At 42.3% G+C, this 26,384-nt stretch carries 24 protein-coding genes, 1 tRNA gene and 1 pseudogene; 2 read left to right on the top strand and 24 right to left on the bottom strand.

Annotation, left to right across the window (positions count from 1 at the left end; genetic code table 11):
- Positions 1–57: 57 nt before the first annotated feature.
- Together tupC and tupB are read right to left on the bottom strand one after the other, a co-directional pair.
- Complete coding sequence (gene tupC, locus CSHOW_RS02305) at positions 58–1,011, bottom strand: tungstate ABC transporter ATP-binding protein TupC (protein WP_004321079.1); 954 nt, start codon at positions 1,009–1,011, stop codon at positions 58–60.
- 94 nt (positions 1,012–1,105) lie between these two features.
- Positions 1,106–1,798, bottom strand: coding sequence for a tungstate ABC transporter permease TupB (gene tupB / locus CSHOW_RS02300; protein WP_004321080.1), 693 nt, complete (start codon positions 1,796–1,798; stop codon positions 1,106–1,108).
- Between the two features lie 73 nt (positions 1,799–1,871).
- Between tupB and tupA the strand changes: the two genes are divergently transcribed.
- Positions 1,872–2,690: a tungstate ABC transporter substrate-binding protein TupA gene (gene tupA / locus CSHOW_RS02295; RefSeq protein WP_004321081.1), complete on the top strand. Its 819-nt coding sequence runs from the start codon at positions 1,872–1,874 to the stop codon at positions 2,688–2,690.
- An 87-nt stretch (positions 2,691–2,777) separates the two neighbouring features.
- On the opposite strand, the gene CSHOW_RS02290 is transcribed toward tupA, so the two are convergent.
- The 5 genes from CSHOW_RS02290 to fdhD form a co-directional block, all read right to left on the bottom strand.
- Positions 2,778–3,989 carry a hypothetical protein gene (locus tag CSHOW_RS02290; protein ID WP_004321082.1) on the bottom strand — a complete coding sequence of 404 codons (1,212 nt, stop codon included), beginning with the start codon at positions 3,987–3,989 and terminating at the stop codon, positions 2,778–2,780.
- A 56-nt stretch (positions 3,990–4,045) separates the two neighbouring features.
- On the bottom strand, positions 4,046–5,371 hold the full coding sequence (locus tag CSHOW_RS02285) for an aminotransferase class V-fold PLP-dependent enzyme (protein ID WP_004321083.1): 1,326 nt from the start codon (positions 5,369–5,371) through the stop codon (positions 4,046–4,048).
- A gap of 173 nt (positions 5,372–5,544) precedes the next feature.
- Positions 5,545–5,733: a hypothetical protein gene (locus tag CSHOW_RS02280; RefSeq protein ID WP_004321084.1), complete on the bottom strand. Its 189-nt coding sequence runs from the start codon at positions 5,731–5,733 to the stop codon at positions 5,545–5,547.
- A 26-nt stretch (positions 5,734–5,759) separates the two neighbouring features.
- Positions 5,760–6,518: a winged helix-turn-helix domain-containing protein gene (locus tag CSHOW_RS02275; RefSeq protein ID WP_004321085.1), complete on the bottom strand. Its 759-nt coding sequence runs from the start codon at positions 6,516–6,518 to the stop codon at positions 5,760–5,762.
- Positions 6,511–7,293: a formate dehydrogenase accessory sulfurtransferase FdhD gene (fdhD, locus tag CSHOW_RS02270; protein ID WP_004321086.1), complete on the bottom strand. Its 783-nt coding sequence runs from the start codon at positions 7,291–7,293 to the stop codon at positions 6,511–6,513. The genes CSHOW_RS02275 and fdhD overlap by 8 nt, the downstream gene beginning before the upstream one ends.
- A gap of 457 nt (positions 7,294–7,750) precedes the next feature.
- On the opposite strand from fdhD, the gene CSHOW_RS02265 reads away from it, so the two are divergent.
- On the top strand, positions 7,751–8,170 hold the full coding sequence (locus CSHOW_RS02265) for a TOBE domain-containing protein (RefSeq protein ID WP_004321088.1): 420 nt from the start codon (positions 7,751–7,753) through the stop codon (positions 8,168–8,170).
- A gap of 142 nt (positions 8,171–8,312) precedes the next feature.
- On the opposite strand, the gene CSHOW_RS02260 is transcribed toward CSHOW_RS02265, so the two are convergent.
- The 17 genes and pseudogenes from CSHOW_RS02260 to CSHOW_RS02185 all read right to left on the bottom strand — a co-directional run bounded on the left by CSHOW_RS02260 (position 8,313) and on the right by CSHOW_RS02185 (position 26,276).
- Positions 8,313–8,894, bottom strand: coding sequence for a class I SAM-dependent methyltransferase (locus CSHOW_RS02260; protein WP_232501993.1), 582 nt, complete (start codon positions 8,892–8,894; stop codon positions 8,313–8,315).
- Complete coding sequence (locus tag CSHOW_RS10390; RefSeq protein WP_004321090.1) at positions 8,836–9,090, bottom strand: hypothetical protein; 255 nt, start codon at positions 9,088–9,090, stop codon at positions 8,836–8,838. Before CSHOW_RS10390 ends, CSHOW_RS02260 begins: the two co-directional genes overlap by 59 nt.
- On the bottom strand, positions 9,087–9,587 hold the full coding sequence (locus CSHOW_RS02255) for an ABC transporter ATP-binding protein (RefSeq protein WP_232501994.1): 501 nt from the start codon (positions 9,585–9,587) through the stop codon (positions 9,087–9,089). Before CSHOW_RS02255 ends, CSHOW_RS10390 begins: the two co-directional genes overlap by 4 nt.
- Positions 9,533–9,829 carry a hypothetical protein gene (locus CSHOW_RS02250; RefSeq protein ID WP_004321092.1) on the bottom strand — a complete coding sequence of 99 codons (297 nt, stop codon included), beginning with the start codon at positions 9,827–9,829 and terminating at the stop codon, positions 9,533–9,535. The genes CSHOW_RS02255 and CSHOW_RS02250 overlap by 55 nt, the downstream gene beginning before the upstream one ends.
- Positions 9,830–9,839: 10 nt before the next feature.
- Positions 9,840–10,895: an ABC transporter substrate-binding protein gene (locus CSHOW_RS02245; protein ID WP_004321093.1), complete on the bottom strand. Its 1,056-nt coding sequence runs from the start codon at positions 10,893–10,895 to the stop codon at positions 9,840–9,842.
- 64 nt (positions 10,896–10,959) lie between these two features.
- Positions 10,960–11,794, bottom strand: a pseudogene (locus CSHOW_RS02240) (IS1595 family transposase).
- A gap of 229 nt (positions 11,795–12,023) precedes the next feature.
- Entirely contained in the window at positions 12,024–12,689 is a 666-nt protein-coding gene (locus tag CSHOW_RS02235; RefSeq protein ID WP_004321095.1) for a M48 family metallopeptidase, read from the bottom strand.
- A complete protein-coding gene (locus CSHOW_RS02230; RefSeq protein ID WP_004321096.1) occupies positions 12,679–15,762 on the bottom strand; it encodes a type I restriction endonuclease subunit R in 3,084 nt (1,027 codons plus the stop codon). Before CSHOW_RS02230 ends, CSHOW_RS02235 begins: the two co-directional genes overlap by 11 nt.
- A 17-nt stretch (positions 15,763–15,779) precedes the next feature.
- Entirely contained in the window at positions 15,780–17,021 is a 1,242-nt protein-coding gene (locus CSHOW_RS02225) for an HAD family hydrolase (protein ID WP_198400665.1), read from the bottom strand.
- Positions 17,022–17,023: 2 nt separating this feature from the next.
- Complete coding sequence (locus tag CSHOW_RS02220) at positions 17,024–18,241, bottom strand: restriction endonuclease subunit S (protein WP_081451799.1); 1,218 nt, start codon at positions 18,239–18,241, stop codon at positions 17,024–17,026.
- Positions 18,238–19,728, bottom strand: a complete 1,491-nt coding sequence (locus CSHOW_RS02215) for a type I restriction-modification system subunit M (RefSeq protein WP_004321099.1) — start codon at positions 19,726–19,728, stop codon at positions 18,238–18,240. The genes CSHOW_RS02220 and CSHOW_RS02215 overlap by 4 nt, the downstream gene beginning before the upstream one ends.
- 1 nt (position 19,729) lies before the next feature.
- Positions 19,730–20,317: a restriction endonuclease subunit S gene (locus tag CSHOW_RS02210; RefSeq protein ID WP_004321100.1), complete on the bottom strand. Its 588-nt coding sequence runs from the start codon at positions 20,315–20,317 to the stop codon at positions 19,730–19,732.
- Between the two features lie 265 nt (positions 20,318–20,582).
- A tRNA-Asn gene (locus tag CSHOW_RS02205) sits at positions 20,583–20,657 on the bottom strand.
- A 116-nt stretch (positions 20,658–20,773) separates the two neighbouring features.
- On the bottom strand, positions 20,774–21,679 hold the full coding sequence (locus CSHOW_RS02200) for a radical SAM protein (protein ID WP_004321101.1): 906 nt from the start codon (positions 21,677–21,679) through the stop codon (positions 20,774–20,776).
- Positions 21,680–21,943: 264 nt separating this feature from the next.
- Complete coding sequence (locus CSHOW_RS10690; RefSeq protein ID WP_004321105.1) at positions 21,944–23,896, bottom strand: methyl-accepting chemotaxis protein; 1,953 nt, start codon at positions 23,894–23,896, stop codon at positions 21,944–21,946.
- Positions 23,897–23,906: 10 nt separating this feature from the next.
- Positions 23,907–24,929 (bottom strand): uroporphyrinogen decarboxylase, encoded by a 1,023-nt coding sequence (hemE, locus tag CSHOW_RS02190; RefSeq protein WP_004321107.1) that lies wholly within the window; start codon positions 24,927–24,929, stop codon positions 23,907–23,909.
- Positions 24,930–24,977: 48 nt separating this feature from the next.
- Complete coding sequence (locus CSHOW_RS02185) at positions 24,978–26,276, bottom strand: dicarboxylate/amino acid:cation symporter (RefSeq protein ID WP_004321109.1); 1,299 nt, start codon at positions 26,274–26,276, stop codon at positions 24,978–24,980.
- Between the last annotated feature and the right edge of the window lie 108 nt (positions 26,277–26,384).

Below are 26,384 nucleotides of genomic sequence, written 5' to 3'. Positions count from 1 at the left end.
CGGGCGTTAAACGAGTCTAAAATTAAAATTTGAAGCGAAATTTGTAAAATTTGAGGCTCATTCAAGCCCCAAAAACGCTCCTTCGTCAAATTTAAAATAAATATTTTCGCCGACGTTAAAATTTTGCGAATTTGCCGCCAGCGTTTTAATCAAAAAGTCGCCGACCTTGATTTTCACCAAAAGCTCTTTGCCAAGATAGAGCGAAACCGAGTGCAAAATACCGCTCAAGCACCCATCTACAGGAGTTTTGCTTAGCGTGATTTTGCCGGGATTTACGGCAATCTTTGCAGCGCTACGCAAATTTGACGGCAAATTTACGATAGCGTTTTCGTCAAATTTCAAAACCCCGTCCCGAGCGTCAAATATATTTTTGTATTCAAATTCGCACACACGCCCCTTGTGCAAAAAGACGTTTTCTTCGGCAATCGCGGTTAGCCATTTGTCGTCGTGGCTAGCGATCACAAAGCCGCAGCCGTATCTTTGCCGCATGTAAAGCACCGCCTTGCCAAAAAGCTTTGAAGTGCCCACGTCAACGCTATTTGTCGGCTCGTCAAGCAGATATAGCCGCGATCTAAGCGCCAAATTTAACGCAAAGCTAACGCGCTGCGTCTGCCCGGAGCTTAGCTCAAAGTGGCGCTTGTTTAAAAAACTCTCGTCAAGCCCGATCAAATTTAACGCCTCGCTCGCTCGCTCGTCAAATTCCCCTAGCACTCCGCGGCTTTTTAAAACGGCTTTAAAATTTTCCCTCACGGAGCGTTTTAAAAGCGCGGGCTCTGGCAACAAAACGCTAACGTCGCGCAGTAAATTTAGACTAGGCGCGCTGCTTCCCCATAGCCGCACCTCGCCGCTAGTGGGCTTTTGCAAAAACGACATCACTCGCATCAGCGTACTTTTGCCGCTGCCGTTACTGCCCGTTAGCGCGGTGATTTTGGTGACGTCGATATCAAGGCGCGGGATGTTTAAAATCTCGCTTGCGCCGTAGTTTAGGCGTAAATTTCTAACGTTTATCACTTTGCGCCTTTCTCGTTAAATTTAAACAAAAGGCTCAAGCTTGACGCGTCCTGCCCGCTTTTTACGAGCGTAAAATTTTCAAATTTATCAAATTTCATCTATCCAGCCTTTTTAGCGCATGTATCGCCAAATTTACCGCAAATGCGATAAAGATAAGCACCAAAGCTAGCGCAATACCCATCGCAAACTCGCCCTTGTTCGTCTCCAGCGACACCGCGGTCGTGATCGTGCGGGTAAAATATTTGATATTTCCGCCGATCATCATCGCCACGCCGACCTCAGCCACGATACGCCCGTACGCCGTCGCTACGACCACCATCAGAGCATATCTTAGCTCGTAAAGCACGCAGCCAACGAGCCTTGGCGGGCTCAGGCGTAAATTTAGGATGGTTAGATAGTGCTTTTTGTCCATATTTTCCACGACGCTAGCGCTTAGCGAGATGATGATGGGTAGTGCTAGCACGAACTGGCCGAGCATCACGGCCTTTAGCGTAAAAAGCAGCCCAAACTCGCCAAACGGGCCGTTTCGCGTGATAAACGCGTACAAAATGAGCCCGATCGCAACGGTGGGCATCGCAAGCGCCGTATCGCTGAGCAGACGCAAAATCCTGCGCCCTTTAAAGTCGTAAAATCCCAGCGTAAATCCAAGCGGAAAGCCGACTAAAATCGCAAAAAATATCGAAACGCTCGAAGTGTAAAGCGTCGCCCTGATCGCCGAATACGTCTCCTCGTCGCCGCTAAAAAGCAGTCTAAAGGCCTCCAAAAATCCGTTTAGTAGAAAATCCAAATATTATTTCTCCGTGTGTTTATATGGTTAATTTAATGTGCTATAATAGCATACTTTTTAAAAAAGGAGAAAAATGAAAAAAGTAATATTAGGCTCGCTAATCGCGAGCGTTTTGGCGTTCGCGGGCGATAGCGAACTCATCATGGCTACCACTACCAGCACCGATAACACGGGGCTACTAGACGCGATCTATCCTGCGTATAAGGCAAAAACCGGCGTCGATATCAAATGGACTGCCGTAGGCACCGGAGCGGCTTTAAAACTAGGCGAAAATTGCGATGCGGACATACTTTTCGTGCATTCGCCAAAGGTTGAAAAAGAATTCGTAGAAAAAGGCTTTGGCGTCGAGAGAAAACCCGTAATGTACAATGACTTCGTCGTCATCGCCGATAAATCTATCGCGGATAAATTTAAAGGCAAAGACATAAAAGAGAGCTTTGAGCTGATCAAAAAAGAGAACATCAAATTTTTCTCTCGCGGCGATAAATCAGGCACCGACAACAAAGAAAAAGGTATCTGGAAAAAAATTATCGGCGAAGTACCTGAAAAAGACAGCTGGTATATGCAAACAGGCCAAGGCATGCTAGCTACCATCAACGCGGCAGCCGAGCAAAAGGGCGTGACGTTCACCGACCGCGGCACCTACATCAAGTACGAGGACACCAAAAAAGGCGCGCCTGAGATGGTCATCATCAATGAGGGCGACAACGATCTAAAGAACTTCTACTCGCTAATCGCGGTAAATCCGAAGCACTGCGCTAAGGCCGACATCGAAAACGCAAATAAATTTATCGAGTGGGCGACGAGCGAAGAGGGTCAGAAATTTATCGGCGACTTTAAGCTGCTAGATAAGCCGCTTTTCACGCCTGACGCGAATACTCGCAAGAACTAATTTAATTTACGCGCAAATTTGAGTCGAATTTACGGCTTAAATTTGCGTGATTCGGGCGCGCTTTGCGCCCTTTTTATAAATCAAAATTTATTTTGCCTCTTCTTCAAATTTAAACTCTCCGACGTTGTTTTTAAATGCTTCAAAGTATTTATTGACAACGGCTTCATCTTTAGTATACGCTTGATATAATTTTAGTAATTCCAAAGTCGTTATTATTAATATACCTTCACTTTTTGCATAGCTTATTTGATTGGCATGTATCGGCTCCCTTTTGCCAGGCTCTATGTCACGTTGAGGGTTAACTATTAGCAAGCCTTTTACATTGCCAGGAGACTTGGTATCGTCTTCGGCTATTAAATCAGTTACATGTTTCTTACACTGTGCTATATTGCTATTTTTGACGTTTGTATTTATTCCCTTTATCTCTACCATAAAGTTAACATCTTCAAATTCGAATCTAAAATCTTCTTTTTTCACATCTGTAAAATGACTGTCTGTTAGTTTGAAAATATCTACTAAAATTTCCTTCACTACACCAACTAGCTCATCTCCTGTTGAATATAGGATTGATTTGAATTTATTATTTTCATCAATTTGCCTATCTATATCTTCAATTTGCCGATATATATCCAATAATTTGTTGCGTTTGTTTTTCAGCATTACATCATCGAAATACTCAAAACCATTAAACCAATCAGGAACATCGGATTTTTGGAATCTAGAAACAATAAATGATATTAAAATTTCTAAATCATTAGTTGCGTTTTTGATAAGAAGAGTAGTCGAATATAGCCTCTCATTATGTTTGACTATTGTGCTCTTACCTCCATTTGACCATTTGATAGTCTCGCCATCCACATTGTCAAATATAAAATCGGAATAAAAATTTTGCTCGTCTATGGTTGTTGTACTTATTTCATATCTTAGCCGCGCATAAGACAAGGTTAATTCGCATAGTTCATAATTAATTTGCTTGATAATATCTTTAATTAAAATAGTTTGAGCAGTTAAGCCTCCAGAACGAAGCAATGATACTTTTGTGTTCGCAGGCATTAATATGATAGACATGCTTTTTTTAGAGTTCTCCATAATTTCTTTTAATGTTTTAATACAATATATGGCCCTGTTACATTTTTGGTCTTCAAGACTGAAACTCCACAATTTGGGACTATTTAAATCTATAATATTTAGATCAAACTCATCAAAACTCATAGGACAATCAAAAGTTCTAATGGTGTGAAGTATATGCGGATCATTTACTTTAAATATTTCAGAATAAGATATTATTTGAATTTTCATCTGTTGCGCCTCTTTAAATTTATTTATTTTGCTTCTAATTAACCGCTATTGTAAAACTAAATTTTCCCGCCGAACATCTCGTACATTGCCTTTTCCTCACCCCAAATTTCGCGGTGCTTTTTGATGCAGGATTTTATCGCGCCCGTGAGATAGCGCACGTCGCGCTCGGTGTGCGTGTAGTGCAGGCTCACGCGCACGAAGCCGGGCTTACTTTCTGGCATGCGCCCCTCCTTGATACCCAGCAGATCGTGAGCATACGGGCCCGCGCACATCACGCCTGCGCGCGTCTGGATACCGAAGTCGTTGCTAAGGCTCGCGGCGAAATCATACGCCGAGACGCCGCGCACGTTAAAGGAGATTATCGGCAGCCGCGGCGCGCCCTTTGGAGCGTAGTTTATGACCTCGTCAATGCCCGCTAGCTCGCTCTCAAAAAGCCGTGCTAGCTCGTCCTCGGCGCTTTTTATCCTCTCAAAGCCGACCTCGTTTCGCAGCGCATAAGCCAAATTTGCCCGCATTAGCCCGGTGATAGGCGGCGTGCCGCCCTCCTCTAGCTGCTCGGGATTTTTTAAAAAAACGTGCCCTTCGCGGCTGGCGTAGGCGACCGTCCCGCCCGCGGCAAATGTTGGCACGTCGCTACTGAGCAGCTCCTTTTTGATCGCCAAAAGCCCGCAGCTAGCAGGTCCGCCAAGTAGCTTATGCGGCGAGAGGAAAATCGCGTCAAAGTAGTCGCAATCTAAATTTGCGTGCGAGCTCAGCGCCGCGCAGTCAAAGGCCACGATCCCGCCCGCAGCTCTGATTAGCTCGCTGATCTTTTTGTAGTCGCTAACGACGCCCGTGACGTTTGAGGCGGCGCTAAACGAGCCGATGATGCGGCGTGCTGCGTTTAGCTTTAGGATGCGCTCGAGTGCGAGCAGATCGATCTCTCCGCCCTCGCTAAGAGGCACGCGCAGGTAGTCGCAAAGCCCCTCGCGAAAGCTAAGTTCGTTTGAATGGTGTTCGTAGGGCGAAACGAGCACGAGCGGAAGCTGCGCGGCGCGCAAATTTACCTCGCCGATCGCGCCTCTGGTCGCAGGTGGCAGGTAGATGCCAAGCAGCTCCTGAAATTTCTTGATCGCGGCCGTCGCACCCTGTCCACAGGCGATGAGATAAAATCGCTCGTCAAGCCCGAGCAGCTTTTTCAGGCTCTCGCGCGCGCCCTCGTAGCGCCGCTGCGTGATGATAGCGCTTGAGCTACTGTCGGAGTGGGTGTTGGCGTAGGTTTTTAAAACGTCCGCTATCTCGCGCTCTACGGGCTCATAAGCAAGCCCCGAAGCCGTGTAATCAAAATAGTGCACGCCAGGTTTTAGGATGATATTTTTTTTTATTTCGTCTAAATTTGCCATTTTTTACTCTTTAAATTTGATACGGTAATTATAGTAAATTTTCGCAAATTTGGGGCTTTTGCGGTGGAAAGACTAGGAAATTTGGAGGTTAAATTTAGCTGTTCGTTGCGAGTTTTTAAGGCAAAGAGACGCTAGCCGCATAGGCTCGCAACCCTTTGCGAGAGGCGGAAATTTTATTTATTTATAAAATTTTTCTCTAGCCACTCGATAGCTTTTGCTTCGGTTTCGAAGCGTCCGCTTTTAGCGACTTGATTTTGCCCCTCGTAAAAGCGGATCCTGATACCGTCTTGGACGCTATCTACCTTTACTCTGGTGATCTTATCTTTGTTTAGATAGACCCTATCGTTTAGTTTTACGTACATTTTTTCTCCCTTAAATTGATGTGGTTTTATTTCTTTTTATCTTCTTTAGTTGCGTCATTTTTCTCGCCGTCTTTTTTCAAAAACAACTCCTTAAAGCGCTTATCCGCAAAATCCTCGATGTCGTTTTGAAGCTGCCTATAGGCGTTTATGAGCTCATGCGCGCGCTCGTTTAGCGTCGTGCCGGCGTTTTCGCCGCCGCCTTGCCTAGTCGTAAAAAGCTCCTCTTTTAGATTTTTTTGCAAAATTTGCAGATGATTCCAACATTTTTTATAGTTCATTCCTAGGATTTCGGCGGCCTTTGAGATCGAGCCGACCTCGGCGATGACGTCTAGGACTTCGGTTTTGCCCTTACCGAAGATCAGCTCGCCCTCGTCGTTTTCTATCCAAGTTTTGGTTTTTACTCTCATCTTTTTTCCTTTCTTCTCCTTAAAGCACCCTAGCTGGCAGTATTTTACGTCGATTTTATAGTCTTTTAGCGTCGAGCGGATCGTCTTTAGCCCCACGCCCGCAGCCACGTCTCTAGCGTCTTTGCACAGGATCCTGTCTTTTTCGTCGGTCATCTGCTTTAGCTGCGTCATAACGGTGTATTTGCCGCGTCCGTTTTCCAGCCCGCCAAACTGCCCTAGCTCGCAGTTGTCGATCTTTACGCCCATTTTTTCGGCTTCGTCGCTAACCAGCCCGACCTCTACGCCCAGTTTTGCGGCGATCTTAAACGCCGCGCCGCAGTCCAGCCTGCCCTTTGGATTTAGCAGTTTTGTTATCAGTTCTCGGATTTGCTCACTCATAGATTCTCTCCGCGCCGCTATATACGTTTATGTTTTCGCCGCGCGCAAAGCCGCACAGCGTGAGGTTAAATTTACGCGCTATCACGACGCCAAGGCTAGTAGGAGCCGTGCGCGAGACGAGCACGGGGATGCCGTGCATGACGGCTTTTGCGACCATCTCAGAGCTTAAGCGCCCGCTCACCATCAAAAACGAATTTTGTAGCTGCGAGCCGGCTAGTATAGCTTTGCCGACGGCTTTGTCTATGGTATTGTGCTGAGCGATATCCTCGCCGATGTGAAACTGCTCGCCGCTCACGAAAAGCTTGGCCGTGTGCACGCAGCCCGTCATCTCGTAAAGCTCGCACTGCGTGTAAAACTGCCCCATCTGGCGCAAAATTTCGTCTTTGTGAAATTTTACGTCGGCCTTTATAGAGCGTGCCGCCATAGCCTCAGGGTCGATGTTTGCCGTCGAGCTGCGTCCGCAACCGCTAATTATCACCTTTTCCTCGTCAAACTGCTCGAGGCGCTTTTCGTTGATTTTAGCCTTTACCCACACGCTTAAAGCGTCGCCTGAAAGCTCTATACTCTCGATATCCTCAGGACTTGCGATCAAATTTTCGCTGATGAGATAGCCCGTAGCTAGAGCCTCCTGATCGGTCGGTGTCGCCATGAGCGCGCCGAAACGCTTGCCGTTTATGTAGATCTCAAGCTTGATCTCGCGCACCAAAATATCATCAACGGCACTTTTTTGCGCGCCTTTAAATTTGATGATTTGCGTCGTAAAAATAGGTTGCATGATTTTCCTTAATTTTTGCGAAATGATAGCTTGAAAATCTAAATTTAAGATTTGATTGTAGTGAATTATTGCTTAAATCAAGCAAAAACTTAAACTATTTTTAGTGCGATTTTATCGGTATCTGATGATGATTTATATATGCGAATTTAGCATATATCTTAAATACAAAATTTCCGTAACCGCCACAAAAAGCTTCACTACTAGTTTAGTCTAAATTTGACTTTTTCTTTCCGCATTTAACTCAAAAAATATTTGCCCCGAATTCCAATTTACGAAATTAAATTTTTCTACTTCATTTATCAAAATACCTAAAATTCCGATAATCGTTAATGTAGAATATTTTAGTGACAAAGTTAGAATTTTGCATATTCGTTTTTTAAGTTTTATAAAAGTTTAAGTTGTTAATATTCGCTCAGATTTTAATACGAAATCAAATTTAATCACAAAGGAAAACGCAATGTTTAGCGCAAGAAATCAACTGTCAGCTCAAATCACAGAGGTAAGAGAGGGAGCGGTAAACTCTCTAGTAGTAGCAAAGTTGCAAGGCGGAGAAACTGTAAAAGCAACCGTAACCGTAGATAGCCAAAAGGCTCTAGATCTAGTAGCAGGTAAAAAGGTAGTTTATCTATTTAAAGCTTCTTATATCATAGTAGCTAAAGGCGAGAATGGTCTAAAGCTAAGCGCTACTAACCAACTAAAAGGTAAGGTAGTAAAAGTAGTAGAGGGTGCGGTAAACGCTGAAGTAGATATCGAGATAGCAGGTGGCGATAAGCTAAGCGCTATCATCACTAACGAGTCTGCTAAAAACCTAGCTCTAAAAGCAGGCGATGAAGTAACGGCTATAATCAAAGCTAGCCACATCATTATAGGTGCTTAATTTCTTTAAATAGCGAGCGTTTTAATTAATGCTCGCTATTTCAAATTTGCTAACTCAAATTTACTAACTTAACTAGCAAGGCGGAGCGGCTTTGCTGATTTAAATTTGATCCCAATTTATCTTACTTAATCAAAAACCAAATTTAACCGTTTTTATCTACCTGCACGAACGCCCAGTGCATAAATTCTTGCCTCGGTTTGTATTTACCGCTGTTAAAATACTCCGCTAGCCGCGCCTCCTCCGTTTCGCTTAGCTCGCCGCCAAGCCCCCAGCGCGTCTTTTGTATGAGCTCCTGCGCGCTTGTTTCCGGGCCCGCATGGCACTTAGCTTTTATGTAGCTTAGGCTTGGCAAATAGCCCATTTGAAACAAGATGTTTAAAAGATAGACGAAGTCGGGCTTTTGCTCTATCTTGCGCCCTATCGCATCCAAAATCTCGTCATCCACGAAGCTTCCGCCGACCTTAAATGTGATATAAAGCGATTTTTTGGTCTTTGAAAGAAGCTTGTTAAGTGCGGTTTTTAGATCGCCCACCTCAAGGCAGCGCGAGGCAAAAACCACGTCGCACGCGGGCACGTCCGACCAGTCGTCCTCAAAGGCTTTTTGCGCAAATTTAACGTTTTTTACGCCGTAAATTTGAGCGTTTTGCCTGGCAAACTCTAGCATCTTAGGCGAAAAGTCGTAGCCGCAAATTTGATCCGCTTTTTTCGCCGCAAGCAAAATCAAGCAACGTAGAAACGCCCGTAAAATCGACCTTATCTATAAATTCTTGCGCGTAGACGCTTTTCATCACGCCCTCGTTGAAGCTGGGCGCCTTTTTGTCCCAATCCGCGGCAAATTTTTTACCAAACGAGCTTCTTGCCTTTTGCGCCTTATAAAGCGCGTCAAAGTCGATCTCGTCGTAGTTTGAAGGTAAAATCATAATCTATCCTCGTATCTTTCGTAGTTTATGCCGTATATTTTATCGATATTTTCGGCGTTTATGAGCTGCTCGCTGCGCCCAAAGGCTAAAATTTCGCCATCCTTTATAAATAGCGTCAAATTTGAAACGAACTTCGCGTGACGCGGGTAGTGCGTCGTCTGTACGAAGGTGTATCCCTCATCCCCCAGCGCCTTTATCATCTCGAGCAATTTGATTTGATTGCCAAAGTCCAGCCCGTTTGTAGGCTCGTCCATAAAGATCACTTTCGCGCCCTGAACCAGCGTGCGCGCGATGTACGCCAGCTGCCGCTCGCCGCCGCTGACCTTTGTGTAGGACGCATTTTTTAGATGCGCGATGCCCATCTTTTCCAGCGCCTGCTCGGCTAGCTTTTTATCCGCCGCGCTAAAGCTAGAAAACAGCGGCGTCCTGCACAGCGCGCCCATCAGAGCGACGTCAAAGACGCTGTAGTCATACGACGGCGCGTGTGTCTGCGGCACGTAGGCGACGAGGGATGCGAGCTCGCGTTTGCCGTAGTCGCGCACGCAAGTATGCGCGGCAGGCGGATCTCGAGCAAGAGCGTGTGCATGACCTCGAAATCTTTTAAGCTTTCGCCCCGCAACAGCGCCGTGACGTAGCGCGCGTAGTCCTCTGCGCCAAAGCCGTATTTGCCAAGCAGCAGCGAACCTGCGACGCAAAGCGCCAGCAGTAGGGCTAAAAATGCAAACGCCTTTTTACTCATTTTTCTTTACTCACTCCGCACCCCGTCCTAAAATTTTATAAATTTGCGCGTCTGTAAGCTCAAGGTCCAAAAATAGCTTGTAAAACTCGCGCGTCTCGCGGACCATGTCAAATTTAAACGCTTCGGGGTAGATTAAATTTACCAGCCATTTTAACCCCAAAAACCTCATAAACGAAGGCGGGCGGTCAAACCACGAAAAAGGCTCGCGCGGGATGTAGTAGGCCTTTTTGTTTTTCACCGCGCCCAGCAGCTGCCACTTCGGATCGCCGTAAATTTTATCAAACAGCTCTTTTTCGTAGATGAGGATGACGTCGGGGTCGTATTTAACGAGCTGTTCGAAGCTGATCTTTACGCGCCCGAAGGATTTGGCGTTTGGATCCTCGCTGCACTTATGCACGTTCTGTGCGCCGGCTCGCTCGATGAGCGTCGCGTGCCACGAGCCCTCGCACTCGGTGGCTAGCCCGTCGCCGCCTTGCGCGTAGTAAATTTTCACCTTTTGCAGGTTGTTTTTCTTGATGTATTCCTCGATCTGCGCGGTCAAATTTAGCGACTCTTTCGCATAGTTTATGAGACGTGCGGCGCGCTCCTGTTTACCCGTCACTTCGCCTAAAATTTCAAACCCGTCCAGATAATCCTCGAGCTTCGTCGCGCTTAGATAGAGCATCGGTTTTTTGATAGAGCCGAAAACCTCGCTCATCTTTTTGGTGTTGCGCGAGCTTGCGTTTACGAGGATGAGATCGGGATTTAGGCGTAGCAGCATCTCGACGTTTGGAATTTTACCCTGACCGAAAAAGCCGCCCACGACGGGCTGCTCTTGCACCTCTTTTTTGACGTAGGGCCGCTCGTAGTCGTTCCACTCGAAATTCGTACCGCTGATTTTAGCGGGATCAAGCGCGTAGAGCATATATAAAAGCGGCGGCGAGCTGGCGTAAATTTTAGACGGAGTGCCTTGCAGCTGCTCTATGTTTTCGCTATTTTGGGCGATGTAGTCCTTGATCTGCTCAGGCGTCATCGCAAAGCAAAAGCCCAAAAACGCAAAGAAAAACAACATGATTTTTTTAAACATTTTTCGCCTTTAAATGATTTTGTAAAGTATAGCTAAAGAAATTTTAAAATAGATTTTATTAGGCTCAACGGAACTTAAGCGGATTCTCTATTATCATCTTTAGTAGAATATGATAGAACTCCTTCGTATCTTTACTGTTATTGTATCTAAATTCACATTCTTTTAAATGAAGCAAGAAATTTTCTTTCTTTATCCCTTTAAATTTAGCTAGTCTATGTTTAGCATATCCCCGTCTGTTTACAGTAGCAAGACGAAGTCGCAGCTAAAAGTTTTCTATACCGTTTATATGATTTTTACCATTAGCGAATTCATTTTTAGAGTGCTTCACTCTGTAGTGAGCCAAGGCTGCGTAATCAACCAATCCGTCATAAGCTTTCCAGCAATCAGAATAAATCACACTCTCGTCTAATTCACTCTTGTGCTTGCACTCTCTTTGAGAAACTCCGATAATATCGGTATCAGTTCATTTGCAGAGCAGTTTTTAACTATTTGGGTATAGACTTTACCGTCACGCTTTAGCATTCCGAACACTGGTGTTTTATTTGCTGCTCCTCTACCTCTTTTCTCAAAGAGAGTGCAAGCACAAGACCTCTTACTCTTTTAGATCCAAAGTAACTTTCATCTATTTCAAAGCGGAGCTTCTAGGCGAGCTTGCGAGCTGGAAATTTCACCTGAAAACTTAGATATCTTCTCACACTCTTTAGACATCAAAATTCTGATATTTTTAGTTATTTTCTCAAAGAGAGTGCAAGCGCAAGGTTGATTGTTTTTTCTGAGATATCAGTAAATTCTGCTATTTTTACAGCTTCTATATCGGCTGAGAAATACCATAGAATTTCTCTAAATTTCTTTTCCGAAATTCGGGAACGGACTATATATTTATTTTTCATCGAACTCATCGTAACTTAATGCTCCTTGTATTTGTATTAAGTTCCGTTGAGCCTTTTATTATATAAATAGAGTCGAATTTTAAGCGGAATCGCCCTTTTTAGAGCGATCTCCGTACGACTGTGCTTTTAGGCACTGGAGCGCGGAGGGCTTTACCTGCGCGATTTTTCTAAAAACTTAACCGCTCGGCAAAATCATATTTCTTACGCTTTTTTAGAAAACTCGAGTCTCAAAAATATTTTACGACACGGCTCTATCTAAAATTTCCTTGCGTTTTTGCCAGTCGGGCATATAAAGCGTCAGATAGTCATAAAATTTCTTTGAGTGGTCGAGATACAGCAAGTGAGCTAGCTCGTGAAATACGACATACTCGATACACGCCTTTGGCTTTTTTATAAGCTCTATGTTTAAATTTATATATGATTTATATGGATTGCAGCTTCCCCATCTTGTTTTCATCTGCCTTATTTTTACGCTTTTGATATCTTGCTTTACTATCTTGTTAAACTCTTGCAAGATGTTAAAAAAATATAGCATCGCCTTTTCATGATACCACTCATAAATCAAATTTTCTTTTCGCTTTAGGTCGCTTTTATCTTTTACAAATAGCTCTAGATAACCCCTTTGAAGCTTTACGCACTCCTCCTTAGACTGCACCACTTTTAGCCGGTAACTTCGCCCAAGATATCTAAAATCCTCGCCGCTTACATACTCTTTTTGCGGCGTCTTAAACGAAGCAAAAAACGCCCGTTTTTGCGATATCCACTGGGCTCTTTTTTGCATGATAAATTTTATATGCTCATCGTTTGCCGAATTTGGCGCAGTTAGTATCGCTTCGCCGTTTGGCCTAACTTTTAAAGTGATATTTTTTACATCTTTTTTGATGATTTTTACGTCACTTTGCATAAAAGCTTATCCCTATACCACGGATAGTTTGATAAATTTTCTCTTTATCATCGATAGAAACACCGTATTCATCCTCTACGTCCCAAAGAGCGTCTTCCATCGCGCTTGTTATCTCGTTTTCCACGTCCATATTTTTGTGCCATTCTGGTTTTTTAGAGGCTTCTTCATAAATTTCATAAAATTTCACGCTCAAATTTTTAGCAACTACCTCAACATCCACAAGCTCCACATCTGCCAAAATGTCAAGCAAATTATCATAAATAGCAAATAAAATTTTCTTACCATTAAATTCTTTTGGATACCTGTCTTCATTTGGCTTTAAAGCACCAGTTATTAGGTCTTTTAGTAGTTTTGCTTTGGCAAGTTTTTCTTCCTCACTTAGCCTTTTTGCTTTATACTCGTCGATGATGTCTTGTATCTGCTGCGCTATTGATTTATAAAATGCTGGATTTGAGTCCATTTTCTCTTTTACCACCGCACTTACGGCGCTGATAATCGTATCAGCCTTTGCGTTTTTGCCCTCTACCCTTTGCACCTCATCGTCAAATTCCGTCTCAAAGATATTTACAAGCTTCGTAAGCTCATTGACCCCTTGTGCATTTACGTAAGTATCGAGCAGCTTTTGCATCTGCGCTTCGTATTTGCCAAAGTCACAAGCCTCGTGATATCTTAGCTGTACCGCCTTTCTTAGCTCGTTATAAAATTTAACCCTCTGCTTATAAGCTTTGATCTCCTCTTCGCTTAATATGTCATAAATTTTCTCACTTGAAAGCGCTAGTTTAAACGCCCTAGCAAACTGTGATAGCCACTCTTTAAAGTCATCTCGTTTTTGCACGTCCTCTAAAACCGCCACGTAGCTTTCTAGATCGTCTTTAAATTTCACACTGCTAAAAAGATCGTCCAGATGAGTATAGTAAGTCTTTGCCTTTATTATCTCGCTTCTTACATCTATCACGGCTCCAGTTATATCTTCTGGGTCAAAGCCACTTAGCGAAGCATAGCTAGTAAGCGCCTGATCAAGCTCGCCTAAAAGCCCTCTATAATCAATAATGTAGCCGTAGTCTTTCCCGTCATAAAGCCTATTTACTCTAGCTATTGCTTGGAGCAAATTGTGCTCTTTTAGCTGTTTATCTATATAAAGCGTGCTTGCTCTCGGTGCGTCAAATCCCGTTAAAAGCTTATCCACAACAATAAGCAAGTCTATCTCGTCGCCATAAATAAATTCATCCTTCACATGCTTTAGATACTCTTCCTCGCTGCCGTAGCCCCTTATAGTCTCTTGCCACGCTTTTGCGACATACTCTTTATGTCCGCCCTCAAGCTCCTCATGCTCGTTACTTGATATCACATAAGCACTTTTTATCTCTCCAAATTCTTCAAATATCTCATAATATTTTATGGCGTCATATTTTCTTTGCGTTGCTAGCATCGCCTTAAAACCGCCTTTTGCCATCTTTAAACTCTTTTTAAAATGCTCATTTATATCAACCGCTATTAGCTCTAGCCTTTGCTCGCTTGATGCCACACGCTCAAACCTTGCCCACTTTTGCTGCAAGTCCCTCTTAGCTTCATCGCCAAGCTCTCTTGATATGAGGTCAAATTTCCTAGTTAGCCCCTCAGGGTCTAGCACCTCTTGACCCACATATCGCCCCTCGTAAAGTAGTGGCAACACAGCTCCGTCTTTTACCGCGTCATCTATCGTATATCTATGAATTTCTCCGCCAAATTTAGCAAAGCTGTTTTTCTCACGCTTTAAAAGCGGCGTGCCGGTAAATCCTATATAACAAGCAAGAGGCAGCGCTTTTTTCATAGCCTTATGTAAATCTCCGCCTTGCGTGCGGTGGCTCTCATCCACTAGCACAAATATATCGCCATCTCTTATCACTACCTTTTGATTTTTCACCTTTTCAAATTTATGCACGAGCGTAGTTATCACGCTAATGCCGCTTTGTAGCTTTTCTATCAGATCGCTTCCGCTACTTGCTCGCCCTGCTTTCATGTCCGTATTTTCAAAAGTCTCGTGTATCTGTCCATCTAGATCTATCCTGTCAGTTACGACGATGATCTTTGAGTTTATGTAAATTTGCTTTAAAAGCTTTGTTAGCATCACCATCGTGAGCGACTTGCCGCTTCCTTGCGTGTGCCAGATGAGTCCGCCCGCTCTTGCTCCGTCTTTTTTCGCCGATACCCTCTTTAGCGTCTCTTCGATAGCGAAGAACTGCTGATATCTGCAAACTTTTTTCATCCTTTTATCAAACACTATATAGTGCCTAACTAGCCTTAGCAGCCTATCTTTAGATAGTAGCGCAAAGAGCGTCATATCAAGCGCGCTTACCTCTCTACCATTTATCACGCTTTTTAAGCTCTCTTTTGCCTTGGCTTCGTCCTGCTCTTTCCACACGCTATAAAATTTAAACGGCGTACCAGTAGTGCCGTATCTTGCCCCACTTCCATTTGCCGCGATGGTTAGCTGGATGTATTTAAAAAGGTGCGCTATCTCATCTTTGCCCTGCTCTTTTTCAAGCTGCTTTATGCCGTTTTCAAAGCTCACGCTTGATTTTTTAAGCTCGATCACGACTATTGGTATGCCGTTTATAAAAAGCACGAGATCAGGCCTTCTGTGCTTTTGTGCGTCGCTCTGGCTTACTCTGCTTACTTCAAATTCTTCCGTTACATAAAAATCGTTGTTTTGTAAATTTTCAAAGTCTATAAATTTAAAAGAGAAGCTCCTTTTTGTCTCATCTTCTAAATTTTCTTCTAAACTAGTGCCAAGCAAGAGTAAATTTGTGATCCTTTCATTTGCGACCATTAGCCCTTCGTTTAAAGATACCCCAGCTAGCTCATCGACCGCTTTTAAGACATTACTTTGGCTAAATTTATACCTCTTGCCCTTATACTCGTAGCCGTTTATCTCGCCAAGCTTTTGGGTTAAAATTTCCCTAAACAAAACCTCGCTTGATTTACCGCCACGAAGCCTTAAATTTTCCTCCCTGCTTATAAATTTATAGCCCAAGCTTTGAAGTAAATTTATGCTGTTTTGCTGGATCTTATTTTCTGAAGTATCTGGGGTCATTTGGTATCCTTATTTGGCTAACTTCTCTTTAAAGATTTTTTTACAATTTCATTATTATCGTATTTATTAGTATTACTAATATCATTCAATAAAAACCTCAATGCCTCTTTAGTCTCTTCATCTATCTCATCTTTTTTAAAGCGTATAACAGAGAAAAAATCATCATCTAACTTATCAAAATTCTTCTCCAGTAAATCTGCAGTATGCTCATTTTTATTTTGATTTAATTTCGCTATTTTAGCTGTTCCAATATAATTTCCATTATTCCATATATAAAACGAGGTTTGATATCTGTGGTCATCCCATGAATATTTTTTTAAATATATTTTATTTGTTTTGTTAGTATCTTCTAATTTAAATCCTTCCGTTTTAAGAACACTTAAATAATATTGTTTATTCCTTGCTTGATTATTGGATTTTTGTATGTTTTTTTCTACAATATTTTGCTTATTATATATTTGCAATTTTCCATTTTTTAAATTTAAACTAATTCTATCTATCGTAGATTTTATAATAGCATCTATCTCCGATCCATCAGTATAATCAGCTTTGGCAATATAATTAACTCTATTTTGCTCCAAAAGTGTTTTGGCAGTCTCTTTATTTTCATCATAAACAGCAATTGAAGTTCCACCATTAGTTTTTAGTAACTTCATAGCTGGAACATCAGTTTCTCCATCACCTATATATATCATGTTCTCAAATAAAATACTTCTTTCATTCTCTGGTATATATTTATTAATTAGTTTATTGTCCCAAGCGTTAAGAATTCCTTTGCTTATCCTGTATAAATATTGAGTTTTTGTCGTATAGTTAATTGCCAAAGCTGGCCAAGTCGGTTTGCCGTATTCATCATACATAAATGATGACGCATAAATATTTTTAAATTTATTCGCTATAGTCGTTCCATCGATCATTTCTTTGGTACCTGATGATACTATATAATGCTCAATCGATATCCCCTTTTGTGCAGCATAATCATTAATCCTTTCAAAAAACTCTTCCACGCCGTTAAAGTATTTAACAGTTTTACCGTGTTTGCTAAGCTCCTCTCTTGTAATTTTTGCACCAGCACCATATGCTTTTGTCACAATCAAATACATATATGACAATATCTCATCCATATTGTTTTCTTCAGATAGTTCCTTTACGTTGTTCCAAAAATCTTCTTTTTTTATACCTAGCGTTGTTGGTATAAAAGAATTTTCTTGTATATTGCCTCTTGCTAGTGTTCCGTCAAAATCATATGCGATTGCCATTATTACATTGCTTTTTTCACATAACATGTTCTTATTTCTCCTTTTAGTAGTTTTTGCATCAAGCCTTGTTTTTGTTTTTTCAAATTTTCCAGCTTTAAATTTAGTAAATTTATCTCATCATCGCAAGCCATTAAAACCTCTGCGATTTTTTGTTGCTCGTCTAAATTTATAGGCACTAGAATGCTTCTTGATAAAAAAGTATCATTACTAATATTTATGGTGTTTTTTGCCCCCTTTTGTATAATTGGCTTCAAATAGTTATTTGTCCTTATTGATGATTCAAAAAAGTAATGCAATAAAGTACCTAAAAATTTATTTATCGGCTCAAATACTCCATACAATGGAGAAACAATAACATTAAAAGGGTTTAAATTTTGCTTTATAATGCCGAATGGAAAGTCCCCCGTTGGACTTTTTGTATACACCAAATCAAATGGCTTTACCAAATTATAATTTGATGTATCTTCAGCTGAAAAACTACGTCCCAAATGTTCTATTTGGTTAATAATCCCCTTATGAACAGATACAGAAAAAACCTCACTTTTGTTATCACTTTTAATTTTATGCTCTTTTAAAATTTTACCCAGCTTTGTTTCCTTCCACTCGTCTTTGAACTGGGGAAAGCGGATCTTGGCCGTGAGTAAATTTTGCATAAGAGCTTTTTTAAACTGCTTTTTGCTTTCTATCAAATTTATAGTTAAATTTATAGCCTCATCCCAAGTAGATAAAATTTCCGCTATCTTTTTTTGCTCGTCTAATGGCGGAAGTGGAATTTTAAAATTTAATAAATTACCATTATTGATTGAATTTATCGTTGCCCCAAGATCGTTTTTTACTTGTTTAAAAAACGTATTTGTTTTAAAGATATGTATCAAGAATAAATTATAGTTGCTTCGAAAAATAGCCATAAACGCACCAAATGCTAAATCCTTATATTTTTCTGTAATTAATGCACTTTTACCAATTAAATTTTTACTACCATTTCTCACGCAAATTAAAATATCATTTTCTAGCGTTTTATTAAATTTTGATATGCCTTTTACATATACATCATCATTATTAAGAACAATAGAATTATCATTTATGTTTGACGAGCGTAAGACCAACAATCCATTATTTGAAACATTTTCAGGACTATATGTTAGCCCGTTTACTATTTTTCCAATTTCCCCGAGTCTCACGACTTTCCACCCGCTCGGTAAATTTTTAAATTCGCTCATAATCCAAGCTCCGCAAGATATTCGCTCATCTTGCCTTGAACGCTTTTTAGCTCGGCTTCAAGGCGTGAAATCTCAGCCTTCGTCGCCTCGATATCCACAGCCTCTTCTTCCTCAAATGTATCGACATAACGAGGGATATTAAGGTTGTAGTCGTTCTCTTTTATCTCGCTAAGGCTTGCTAGGTGGGAGTATTTTTCTATCTCGCTTCTATTTTTATAGACTGAGACTATTTTGTCGATATTTTGAGCAGTTAGGGAGTTTTGGTTTTTGCCCTTCTCAAATTCTTTGCTAGCGTCGATAAATAGCACGTCTTCGTTTGAGCGGTTTTTCTTAAAAACGAGTATGCAAGCAGGTATGCTCGTGCCGTAAAATAAATTTGCCGGTAGGCCGATAACGGCGTCAAGCAAATTTTCCTCGATCAGCTTTTGGCGTATCTTGCCCTCGCTAGATCCGCGAAATAGCACGCCGTGCGGAAGCACGACGCCCATTTTGCCGTTTTTATTTAGGCTTTTTATCATATGCACGACAAATGCGTAGTCGCCCTTACTCTTAGGCGGTAAAGCATAGCTGCTAAATCTCATAAAAGGATCGTTCCCAGCAAAATCAGCGCCCCATTTATCTAGGCTAAATGGGGGATTTGCCACGACAATATCAAATGTTTTGATGAGGTTATCATGCAGGTGGAGCGGATTTCTGATCGTGTCACCCCACTCGATAACGGCGTCGTTTATCTCGTGTAAGAACATATTCATCTTGCAAAGCGCGTGAGTTTGGCCGTTTTTCTCCTGTCCGTAAAGGCGGAAATTTTTGCTGCCGACCTCTTTTGAAGCCTTGATAAGAAGTGAGCCGGAGCCACAAGTAGGATCATAGATCATGTCGCCGTCTTTTGGCTCGACTAGCTTTGCAAGAAGCGTAGAAACCTCGCTAGGCGTGTAGAACTCTCCGCCTTTTTTGCCTGCGTCGCTTGCAAAATGAGCTATGAGATACTCGTATGCGTCGCCGATTATGTCGTTGCCCTCTAGCATAGATGGGCGAAGGTCTAGCCTGCTATCGTTAAAATCCTCTAGTAAATTTTGCAAGATGGCGTTTCTCTCTTTCGTGTCGCCGAGCTTATTTTTGTTGTTAAAATCTATACTTCTAAATATGCCTTCAAGCTTGTCTTTGTTGTCTTCTTCGATCTTTTCTAGCGTTTTGTTCATTATCTCGCCTAAATTTACCGCCTCTTTGTGCGCCAAAAGATACTCAAATGTGCAGCTCTCATCAAGCTTAAATTTCTCTTTCTTTAGCTTTGCTTCGATCCTCTCGGTCTTGTCGCCGTACTCTGCTCTGAGCTGCTCGAGCTTTTCTTTGTAAAAATCAGATAGGTATTTAACGAAAAGCATAGTTAAAACATAGTCTTTATAATCGCTTCCGTCCATCGTGCCGCGAAATGTGTCGCAGGCTTTCCAAACTACGTTGTTTATGGTCTCTTGTGTGGTCTTTTGCATTTTAGTTCTCCTCTTTTTTTATCAAATTTTCAAATATGCTTTTGTTGTATTTTTGCTTTGCTGCCATCAAAATTTGTAAAATTTCGCTCTCTTGGCGGACTAAATTTAGGTATTTTACTATCTTGTTTTGAGTTTGCAAATTTAGCGTCGGTATTTTTATGTTGTTTATGCTTGCGACGCTTATCATCGCTATAGTAGTGCCTGAAACATCGGGTGCAAGAGCTTTTTTAACGGCGCTGCTATTTAGATAATGCGCCACAAAATGCGGATCAAATTTATCGCTGCTAACCCTTATGCGAACCATCAAAGACGTATAGACAAGGTCACTATAATCCTTGTCTATGTAAACGGCAAAATTTGGCTCCCTAAGCCGTAGCAAGATATCGCCTCGGCTCACTTTATAATCTTCGTTTATTTGCTCGCTCGATATAAATTCATCAGCAAAAGCGTCGTCGTAATATGTATCTTCTGCAAACGACTTTAGCGATACGATTTTATACGAGTGCTCGGACGGACTATGTGCCTCGGCCTTTTTTCTACTTAACACTAAGCCAGTTTTTATTTCGGCTATTTTGTTTAAATTTATCATTATAAAGCCTTTTATGTATTACTTGTAGATAATACTAGGCGAAGTATATCAAGTAAGATAGAAAATGTCAAGATTTTTTATATTATTTGCAAATAATACAATAGAAATAATATAGTGAGAAAAAATTATTTGATAGAATTTTGGCTTGTAAAATATTTGATAGTGAAATAAATTGTTCTGAAAATATTTTAGAATATTAAATAAAGATTGGAAAACTGCTGAAAATATTTTAAAATTTGGATTTTGAATGGATTTGATAGTAAAATGGCTCCGGATGCTGGATTCGAACCAGCGACCAATCGGTTAACAGCCGACTACTCTACCGCTGAGCTAATCCGGAACGTTTTAAAAGAAGTCGTATTATAGGCAAAAAAACATAGTTTGTCAATAAATTTTAGCTTAATTTTTTGGATATCAAAAAAATTAGTAGAAAAAGAGTAAATTTTACCGTAGAAATCACGCAAGTCGGTAAAATTTAGTCCCCGCCGCATCTACTACTTTTATCATTCCGTCCGCTAAAAGCTCATGCAAATTTTGCTTCGAGCTTTCAGAGAAGCTATTTATCACGTCGTTTTCGCTTTGCGGACGGCGTTTTAATAGCTCAAGTAGCTCCTCTTTGCTAAGCTCGAATTTTTCATCGCCGTATTTTGCCGACGCTATCACGCACAGTACGCCGGAAATTTGCTGCGCAAGCTCATGCAAGAGCTCACGGCTCACGCCTTTGACCGGGTATGCGGGAGGGCGGTCGATGGTACTTATATCCACGCGGGCTGGTGAAATTTGATTTAGCGCCGCATTTAGCGCCACAAATTCCACCTTCGTATCATTTAACCCCTTTACGACCAGGATTTCAAGCACTAGCTCGCCTTTAAATTCTCGCCTAAATTTAGCCATCGCAGCCACCAGCTCGCCAACATCGATATTATCGTCCGAACGGTCGATCCTAGCAAAGGTTTTTTGCACAGCGCTATCAAGGCTAAATTTTACGATATCAAGCCCCTTTAGCGCCTCGCAAATTTTAGGATCAAGCGCGCCCGAGCCATTTGAGAGGATGAGCGTTTTAGCCCGGCCTTTTATCAAATTTAGCTCGCGTACTAGCCGCGCCAGATCCGGGTAGAGCGTCGGTTCGCCGTTTGCCGTGAGCGTGATGACGTCGATATGCGGATGCACGACAAGCGCGGCCTTCACCTCGGCGATCACTTGCTCTACGCTTGGCGGATTTTTTATAGCCGCGACGGGTTTTGCCGCCGTGAGTTCACAGTAAACGCAGTCAAAGTTACAGCATTTTTGCGCGGGCGACAGATCGACACCCAGCGAAACGCCAAACCTGCGCGAGCTAACGGGACCAAAGACGATTTGCATTGATTTTCCTAAATTTAAGATGTGCGATTATACTAAAAGCGGGGATAAATTTTATTAAAGCAGATAACAAGAAAAGTATTTAAATTTAATACAACCTGGTAGCAAATTTTAAAACGAAATTCATCTACCACACAAAAGTTTTTTAAAAGACATAAAGCAAAATTTGAAAATTTAGTTTCTCTCAAATTTTGCTTTACCCCAATTTAAAAATCATACATAAGAGTCAAATTTGACGGTTCTGCACAAAAAGAACCGTCAAAATGGCTAAAATTTCTTACGTCTTACATCTTCTACTATCGCCTTTGCCATGCTGTCTACCTCGGCGGTTACGACGCTCGTATCGTTTGCGACCCTTACGTTTTGCTTAGTTAGCTCATCGACCTCGGCTACGCCTTGATTTATCATATTGATAGCTTCACTTTGCTCCCTGATGCTTTCGCTCATCTCATTGATGCTTTGAGCTAGCACGTTTGCGTTGGCTTCGATTTCGCCGAGAGATTTTTGCGTACGTTCGGCTAGTTTTCTTACCTCGTCGGCCACGACGGCAAAGCCTCTGCCGTGTTCGCCTGCGCGCGCTGCTTCGATGGCTGCGTTAAGCGCTAGCAAGTTTGTCTGATCGGCGATATCGCGGATGATGACGATGATGTTTTTGATCTCCTCGCTTTGGCGCGTTACATCTTCGGCCTTTTGGCTGATAGCATTCATAGAGCTACTCATCTCCTCGACTGCTGCGGCGCTCTCTTGTAGCGAATTAGCCTGCGAATTAGCGCCTTGCGTGACTTGCTGCATCGAACGAGCCAAAAACTCCGCCTTTTCTTCAAGCGTATGCGCCTGCTCTAAATTTGCCCTTAGCATCCCGGCTATCTCTTCGCCTAAAGCATTGATACCGGCAGCTACTTTACCTTCATCGTCAAGCCTTTTTGTAAAATCCTGATTTTTAAAGCTTTCGAGCAAATTTAAGACCTCGTCGCCGCTTGCGGCTATGGCTTGTTTTAGCGCGACTTGTAGGTCTTTAAAAGTCTGTTTTAGCTGGCTAAGAGCCGGATTTGAGGTATCGGCGTTTAGCTGGGCTACATAGTTGCCCTTGCCTATCTGCCCTACAAATGCGTTTGCCTCTTTTATGAAGCTATTTTGCTCGGCGAGATTTGCCTCGATTTGCCTGATATTTTCGTTTATTAGCGTGCTCATCTGTCCGATCTCGTCGCTCCCGCTGCGCTCTAACGTTTCGGCTTTGTCGGTTTTATTGTTTAAAAATTCGAAAAATCTCACAAGGCCGTTTTTAGTCTGATCGATACCTGAGATTAAATTTTTACCGATTATGATAGAAGCCAGCAACATCAAAAGCACACACACGGCGATAATAATACCGCTAAATACGAGCTGTGCCGTCGCTTCACTTTTTACCTGCGAGGCTGCATTTTTCATATCGCTTAATAGCTTTAGCTCTAGCTCCCTCATCGCATCTATAGATAGAGTTATTTTTGAGAACCAAGTCGCGGGGTCGTATGATATATCCTCGGTAGCGACTACGTTTTTGATGATGTTCATCGCATCGTTAAAGTCCGCTTTTTTTCTAGCGATAGTATCAAATTCAGCGCTAAATTCTTTTGGATTGTAATCGTCGAAATCCTGCATAAATTTATTGATTACGCTATTTAGGGCGACTACTTTGTTGTAGTCTTCTTTGCTTATACTTTTTTTAGTAAAAACTCCGTTTAGCGTAGCGCGTAAGATACCAAACGATTCCTTTATCTCCCCGACGATAATAATGCGTTCTAAATCATCAACGAGGCTAGGCTCTAGTTTGTCGCTATATCCGTTTATAGCGATTACCTCTTTTCTTAGTATTTTAGTTATACGTCCGATTAGATTATCGCCGCTCCTTTGATCTACGCCTGAGCGAATGCTAGCTATCTCCGGAGCTATTTCGTTCTTTTCCGCAAGCTTCTCAAGCGCCGCATCCACGTTCTTGCGCTGAACCACGAGTTTAGCATTATCTCCGCCGGCTAACACTCCAGAGCTAAAACCGCGCTCTTTTTGCATCTCGTGAATGAAGTCGTTTTGATTTATGATCGTATCTACTATACGCTCGCTGTAATCGGCTTTATCGCGAGTTTTGATAATACCGTTTAACATATAGGCGCTAATGATACCAAGACCTATTAGCCCGACTAGAGCTATGACTAAAATTTTAAGTTTTATGCTCAGATTGTTCATCTTTCCTCCTTTATCTTGCGCTTTTTTCTTGCACTCGTTTTATAAAATATTTCGCGTTTTCTACGGGAACGTCGGGCAAAATACCGTGTCCGAGATTAAAGATATGCGGCGCGTTTTTCATCGTTTGCAAAATTCGTTCCACACCCGCGTCGATCGCCTCTTTGCTATAAAGGCGCGTAGGCTCCATATTTCCTTGAAGGACGTATTTTGGGCTTAGTTTTTCTTTAGCAAGCTCGATCGGCGTACTCCAATCGACGCCAAAAACCTCAAAATTTCCCGAAATTTTATCCAGATATCCGCTTATACCTTTTGGAAAAACGATAACCGGAATTTGAGGAAATTCGGCCTTAAGCGCATCCACTATATCCATGATATACTTCCAGCCAAACTCAAAATACGCCTCATCCTCCAGCGCAGCCGCCCAGCTATCAAAAATTTGCACAGCATTTACGCCGGCTTTTATCTGCTCTTTCATGTAGCCTATGAGCGCGGCCGTGACCTTGGCTAAAATTTGATGCATAAACTCGGGGTTTGAATATAAAAGCTTTTTGCTAACCGCATAGGTTTTCGTCCCGCCGCCCTCGATCATATACGTAGCTATCGTCCACGGCGCCCCGCAAAAGCCGATCAGAGCCTTATCCTGCACCAAATTTTCGCGCGTTAGCTTAATCGTATCGTATACGTAGTCTAAATTTTTGATTGATTTTTGAACATCCAGCCTATCTAGATCATCTTTCGTCTTGATAGGATCGCTAAATACGGGTCCTTCGCCTTGGACAAATTTAAGATCCATGCCCATCTCAAGCGGTACGACGAGGATATCGCTAAAAAGTATCGCCGCATCGACGCCTAAAATTTCAACCGGCTGGATTGTGACCTCGCTGGCTTTTTTATAATCCTTGCAAAGTGATAAAAAATCTCCTGCAGCAGCTCGAACCCTCATGTACTCGGGTAGATACCGACCCGCCTGCCGCATCATCCAAACAGGCGTATAGGGTGTCGGTTTTTTTAAACAAGCGTCGATGAAAATCATATATTTCCTTTAAATTTTTAGCGATTTTATCTAAATATTTATTAAATTCTAATCCGCCCACTTGCTTTCGTCTAATTTTTTTTCATTTTTGGCCACAACTAGCGCGCCCAGCATATCTCCCGTCACGTTCATCGACGTGCGTCCCATATCAAGGATCGCATCGATGCCCAAAATCAGCGCATACGCCGCAGCTACTGCGCTTCCGCCCTCGACTTTTAGACCGACTGATTCAAGCACCATCAAAAGCATTATCGCGCCCGCTCCAGGCACTCCGGCAGTTCCCACGGCGGCAAGGACGGCCGTTAGTATTATGGTCATTTTAGCCCCAGAGTCAAGCTCCACGCCTACAGCGTTAGCGATAAACATCGCGCAGATGCCCAGATATATGATCGTGCCGTTCATATTTACGGTGGCGCCCACGGGAAGCGCAAATCCGTAAATTTGCTTTGGGATACCCATGTCTTCTTCGGCCGTTTTCATCGAGATAGGCAGCGTTCCGCCCGAGCTTCTGGTTACAAAAGCCGTCAGCATAGGCGATCGAACTTTTTTTAGAAATTTAAACGGATTGATTTTAACGATCAAGCAAATCAAGAAATAAACGACGAAAATTTGAGCCGCAAAGCCGATATACACGCTAACCGTGACGCCTAAAAGCGGTCCGAAAGCCTTTACGCCCTGCTGCGAAAATACGATAAATATAAGAGCGAAAACGCCAAACGGCGCGTACTCCATGATCCATCTTATAATGTAAAACATGATATGGTTGATTCCGTCAAATACGTCGTAGATCAAATTTCCAAGCTTACTTAGCCTCTCGTCTTTGCTATCTTTTAAAAACGAAAGCGCGACGCCGAAAAATAAGCTAAAAGTTATGATTTGTAAAATTTCGCCCTTTGCAATAGCTTCAAAAGGGTTGGTTGGAAATAAATTTACGAGTATCGACGACATACTAGGCGCATTTGCAGCCTTGCCTGCTACGTCGCCGCTGCCGGTTATATGCAGTCCGGCTCCCGGTTCCAAGATAAGCCCGACCGCAAGCCCGACTATGATGGCTAAAAACGACGTCAATATGTAAAAAATCAGCACCTTTGCCCCCACTCTGCCAAGATCGGAAGGCGAGATGGAGCTACAGCCCACGATGAGCGAGGCCATAACGATAGGCACGATGATCATTTTAAGAAGCCTTATGAACACGTCGCCAAAAGGCTTTAGGATAACTATCGCGTCCTTTGCGTCTTGAAAAATGATGCCGCAAACAGCGCCCAAAATAAGCCCGGCTAAAATTTTTAGAAGCAAATTCGCCTCGAAATATTTCTGAACTATTCCGCGTTTAGCGTTTGATTGCACGAAATCTCCTTTAAATTTAATCCGTGAATTATAAGTAAATTTTTCTTAAACTACAAATACTTCTGTTTTTTGAATTACGGATTAAATTTAAAGCGAGAAAAAATTAAA

Source organism: Campylobacter showae, assembly GCF_004803815.1.
Taxonomy (GTDB): domain Bacteria; phylum Campylobacterota; class Campylobacteria; order Campylobacterales; family Campylobacteraceae; genus Campylobacter_A; species Campylobacter_A showae.
Note: the sequence above shows the minus strand (reverse complement) of the source record. Positions and strands in the feature narration are given on the sequence as shown.